At 68.0% G+C, this 3,968-nt stretch carries 3 protein-coding genes and 2 pseudogenes; 4 read left to right on the top strand and 1 reads right to left on the bottom strand.

From position 1 onward, the window contains the following. Nucleotides 1-483, bottom strand: a pseudogene (locus I53_RS19550) (alanine--tRNA ligase-related protein); the annotation flags it as partial. 229 nt (nt 484-712) lie between these two features. On the opposite strand from I53_RS19550, the gene I53_RS19545 reads away from it, so the two are divergent. The 4 genes and pseudogenes from I53_RS19545 to I53_RS35285 all read left to right on the top strand — a co-directional run. Continuing rightward, nucleotides 713-1,879, top strand: coding sequence for a transglycosylase SLT domain-containing protein (locus tag I53_RS19545; RefSeq protein ID WP_043353762.1), 1,167 nt, complete (start codon nt 713-715; stop codon nt 1,877-1,879). A gap of 176 nt (nt 1,880-2,055) precedes the next feature. Further along, on the top strand, nt 2,056-2,595 hold the full coding sequence (locus tag I53_RS19540) for a response regulator (RefSeq protein WP_043353767.1): 540 nt from the start codon (nt 2,056-2,058) through the stop codon (nt 2,593-2,595). 225 nt (nt 2,596-2,820) lie between these two features. Further along, nucleotides 2,821-3,750, top strand: a complete 930-nt coding sequence (locus I53_RS19535; RefSeq protein WP_043353765.1) for a transglutaminase family protein — start codon at nt 2,821-2,823, stop codon at nt 3,748-3,750. Nucleotides 3,751-3,827: 77 nt separating this feature from the next. Continuing rightward, a pseudogene (locus I53_RS35285) lies at nt 3,828-3,968 on the top strand (transglutaminase family protein); the annotation flags it as partial.

Here is a 3,968-nt window from a genome sequence, read left to right as displayed (position 1 = left end):
GCCAGAAATTGTCGGAGGTCCCGATCCGGATGATCTTTTCGTCGGGAAGCCGGCGATCTTCTTCCACAGGCCGGCGGCCTCGTCGTTGTCGGCGTAGACGGTGACGAGAAGCCTGTCGGATTTGAGGCCGAATTCCTTCGTGATCAGGGTCCAGGCCAGCTCGATCGCCCGGTCCTTGAAGTAGTCGCCAAACGAGAAGTTGCCGAGCATCTCGAAGAAGGTGTGGTGACGTGCCGTGTACCCGACATTGTCGAGGTCGTTGTGCTTGCCGCCGGCCCGCACGCATTTCTGCGCCGTCGTCGCCCGGTCGTAGGCGCGCTTCTCCATCCCCGTGAAGACGTTCTTGAACTGCACCATGCCGGCGTTCGTGAACATGAGCGTCGGATCGTTCTTCGGCACGAGGCTCGAGGAGGGCACGACCTCGTGTCCCGCCTTGGCGAAGTAGTCGAGGAAGGTCGACCGGATCTCGTTGACGCCGCTCATCGGGGCTGACTCTGGCAGGACGGACGGGAAAGGGCGGCCGCGCGTCATCCGCCCGGCGCCCGCATGGCGCCCTCTTAAGGAGGGATGCCGCGCGAGTCACGGGCGGCCTGCCCCGAAATCTCCCCGGGACGCCGCAACTCGGCCACAAGCACGGCCGTGTTGTCGCCACATCTGTCAAGCGATGGTGAGTCCGTAGCGCCACAACGGCGTGTGGAGAGTCGGGATAACGATGCAGGGCCGCACGGTCGGATCGCCGAGGACCATCACCGGCAAGCAGAGCCATTTCGGCTCGAACCGCGCCGACGTGATCGCCGCACAGCCCATGCTGGGCCGTGCCCATGGCAGCCGCCCCGCGCTGTTCCGCTCGCTGCTCACCGTGTCGATGATCGCCGGCGGCCTCAGCGCCGCGCTGATCGGATCGGGCGTGGATCTCGCCAAGGTCGGCCTGTCGCCGGCCGTGTCCACGGCGGAAGCCGCTACCGAACTCCCGATGCCGCGCCCGCGCATCCACACAGTCGCCCTGAATACCGAGCTCGACCAGACGCCGCTCCGCGCCGCCTCCAGTTTCGCCCCCGTGCACGATCTCGACACCGATCTCGGCTCCAACACGGTCGACCGCGTGTCGTACGACTTCCTTCTCTCCGAGAGCGCCGCCGGCGACCCCAACGACATTCTCGAATTCGGCCCGATGAAGATCCGGCGCCACTTGGTGCAGACGATCGTGCGGGCGGCCCAGGCCGTTCAGACCGATCCGGTGCTGCTGATGGCAGTTGCCGACAAGGAGTCGAGCTTCGTCACGGCCGTTCAGGCCAAGACTTCCTCAGCGACGGGCCTCTTCCAGTTCATTGAGCGGACCTGGCTCGGTGTGGTCCGCGACTTCGGGCCCAAATACGGGCTGGAGAAGGAGGCCGCGTCGATCACGTCCGACGCCAACGACCGGCCGGTGATCGCCGATCAGGCGGAACGCGCCCGTGTGCTGGAGCTGCGCCGCGACCCGTACCTGTCGGCCCTGATGGCCGGCGAGATGCTGAAGCGCGACGCCGCCCGCATCGCCCTGCGCATCGGCCGCGAGCTGACCCTCGGCGAGGTCTACCTCGCCCACTTCCTCGGGCCGGACGATGCCGGGGAGTTCCTCGCCAACGTCGTGAATAAGCCGGGCCGCGCCGCGGCAGCCCTGCTCCCGGGCCCGGCCCNGGGCNACCGCTCGATCTTTCTTTCGCGCGGGCGCTTCGTCGGGCGCGGACGTCACCGCCAGCCGATGAGCCTGTCGGTGGCACAAGTCCATGAGAAGTTCGAGGCGATGATGAGCACCCGCGGCACGCGCTATCAGAACGTCCGCGAAGTGTCCGGGATCATGGCTTACGCCGACGCCGAACTGGGCCTCGCCACGCCGTAACGGGCGGCGGGTGCAATGCGGGATTCCCAACGTCGCGCGCAACCAGGGGCGGATTGCCGACTTTCCTCCTCAAGCGCCGCCTCCTTGAGCGGCACGACGTTCGACTTCGGGGGAAGTCCTTGAAAAAGCACGGAACGAGCGCGCCCCTGCCGCTCAATGATACGCTGTCGCCAGGTATTCCTCTCGACCAGATCGGTCAGACACTGGCGTCGTTCTACGATGATCTGGTGTCCGAGGGCATGCCGGAGCACCTCGCCGCCCTGGTGCGCCGCGTCCGGCAGACCGAGGACGACAGGGTCGCCGCAGCCGGGCCGGTCGCCGTGGCGGCCGAGACCGATCCGCGGCGCGTCGCCCTCGTCGTCGAGGACGATCCCGCGATTCGGGCCTTGGCCGAGACCCTGCTCGAAGAGACGGAACTAGACGTGGTCGGCTGCGACAGCGCCGAGGCTGCGCTGTCGGTCCTTCAGGCACGCGGCGGCGACGTCGCCCTGGTCTTCGCCGATGTCCGGCTGGCCGGCCATATGGACGGCCTCCAGCTCGCCCGCGCGGTGGCGACCTTGTGGCCGCGGGCCCGGCTGGTGATCACCTCCGGGCATGGCCTGCCGCGGCCCGAGATGCCGCCCGAGGCCGTGTTCATCGCCAAGCCCTGGCGCCCCCTGGACGTGCTGGTCGAAGCCGAGCGCGCCACTTCCGATCCGGCCCCTCCGGTCGTTTGAGAGCCGGCGGCCTCCCCCGAGCCCGTTCATCGTCGCTCTCGAACCATCCGGCAGAGCCCGGACGCGTCATCCGCGCCTGACGGCAGGGCCGGGAATCCGGACGGGTCGTGAGCCCGGATCTGTGCGGGCCGTCGGACCCGTATCGTCGCTGCACGATGCGGACCGGGAAGGCCCGGCCCTTGCATGACCGCCGGTCGTGTCGGCACGAGCCGGGAGACTGTGACGTTGCCGATCCTGTCTGTCCGCCACCGCACGACTTACCGGTATCGACGGCCGGTCGCCTTCGGTGAGCACCGGATCATGTTCCGGCCGCGCGACAGCTACGATCAGCGGTTGATCGCGGCGACCTTCGACATCACGCCCGAACCGGCCTCCCAGCGCTGGCTGTTCGACGTGTTCGGAAATTGTGTGGCCGTCACGACCTTCGACATCCGCGCCGAAGTCCTGACCTTCGATTGCGGCATCACCCTCGACCACACGCCGGAACACGCGCCGGTGTTCCCGCTCGCACCGCACGCGACGCACTATCCGTTCGGCTACGGTGCCGAGGACATGCCGGATCTCGCCCGCTCGATCGAGCGGCAATGGCCCGACCCGCGCCACGAGGTCGATGCCTGGGCGCGAAGCTTCCTGCCGCCTCAGGGACGCATCCCCACGCAGGAATTGCTGGCCGCCATGACGCGCAGCGTACGCGCGAACTTCACCTATCTGGCCCGTGCCGAGAAGGGCGTGCAGGATCCGCTGACGACGCTGCGCACGAAGCTCGGATCCTGCCGGGACTTCGCCGTGCTGATGATGGAGGGCGTGCGCGCGCTGGGCATGGCCGCCCGGTTCGTCTCCGGATATCTCTACAATCCCCGGAACGACCGCGCCCGCCACGTGGGCGGCGGCTCCACCCATGCGTGGCTGCAGGTCTACCTGCCCGGCGCGGGCTGGGTCGAGTTCGACCCGACTAACGGCATCGTCGGCAACCGCGACCTGATCCGCGTGGCGGTGGCCCGCGACCCCGCTCAGGCCGTTCCGCTGCACGGCTCCTTCTTCGGCCTCAGCAGCGACGATCTCGGCATGCGCGTCGATGTCAACGTGGTGGAATTGCCCACCGACGGGGCGACGACCCACAGCCTGCAAGGGCTGCCGCCGCCCCTCGCGCGTTGAGCACGGGTGAGGATCCGGATCCGGGACAGGCATGCGCGGCGAGTGCGCGCGGAAGGCGACAGAGCAAGGTGGCCGCGATGAAGATCAGAACGGGTTTCGAGATTGCATTCACGTTGTCGCAGCCAACACCGATGATTTTGATGCTCAGCGTCCATCCTTCACGGATGCCGGACGTGACGACCCCGCATGGGATCGGCTTCGATCCGCCGCTCCAGGCT

The sequence above is a fragment of the Methylobacterium sp. B1 genome, assembly GCF_000333255.1.
Taxonomy (GTDB): Bacteria; Pseudomonadota; Alphaproteobacteria; order Rhizobiales; family Beijerinckiaceae; genus Methylobacterium; species Methylobacterium fujisawaense.
This window is presented reverse-complemented; position numbering and strand designations above follow the sequence as displayed.